Annotated in this window: 1 protein-coding gene; it reads right to left on the reverse strand. The window is 55.0% G+C overall.

Annotation, left to right across the window (positions count from 1 at the left end; translation table 11 throughout):
- A partial coding sequence (locus tag ACR0IP_RS23470) for a tellurite resistance TerB family protein (protein WP_480528206.1) occupies window positions 1–380 on the reverse strand: 380 nt, incomplete at its 3' end.
- Window positions 381–527: the final 147 nt, after the last annotated feature.

Below are 527 nucleotides of genomic sequence, written 5' to 3' on the forward strand. Positions count from 1 at the left end.
GCAATGCGGGCTTCTTCGACGATCTTTATCTCGCCCTCGTCCGAACTGCCATCTGCCAGAACGATTTCCCACAACGCGTCAAGGGCTGCCAGCCGCTCTTTTAGGTCCGTGGTTTCCCGGATCAGTTTGCCGAACGTATCAGTTTCCGGTGCCGCAGCATGGAGCTTTTCGCAGGTGGCCCGAACCTTGGCCGCCTCAATCGCGTTATGCTGGTAAAGACGAGCCAGTATCTTGTCGATCAGACTGATCTCTTCCAGCTTATAATCGCGATCTGCCTGCGCGACGCGCACCATCAGAGCACCCAGAGCAAGTTCTGCATCCGGGTCCGGCAATTGTTCATGATGAGGCGGTCTGAGCGCCTTAAAGAACCTTTTCAACATAACAAACACCTAGACGACAGGTCGTGATCGGCCAAGCACGAATTGCTGGTCGCTCTATGGTATTGCGTGTGTCCCAGGCTGAATCAGAGCGGCGCGGCACCGGTTACACACCGGCCAACAATCAATCATAGCCCAATATCCATGGGT

The organism is Ruegeria sp. AL11 (assembly GCF_056540865.1).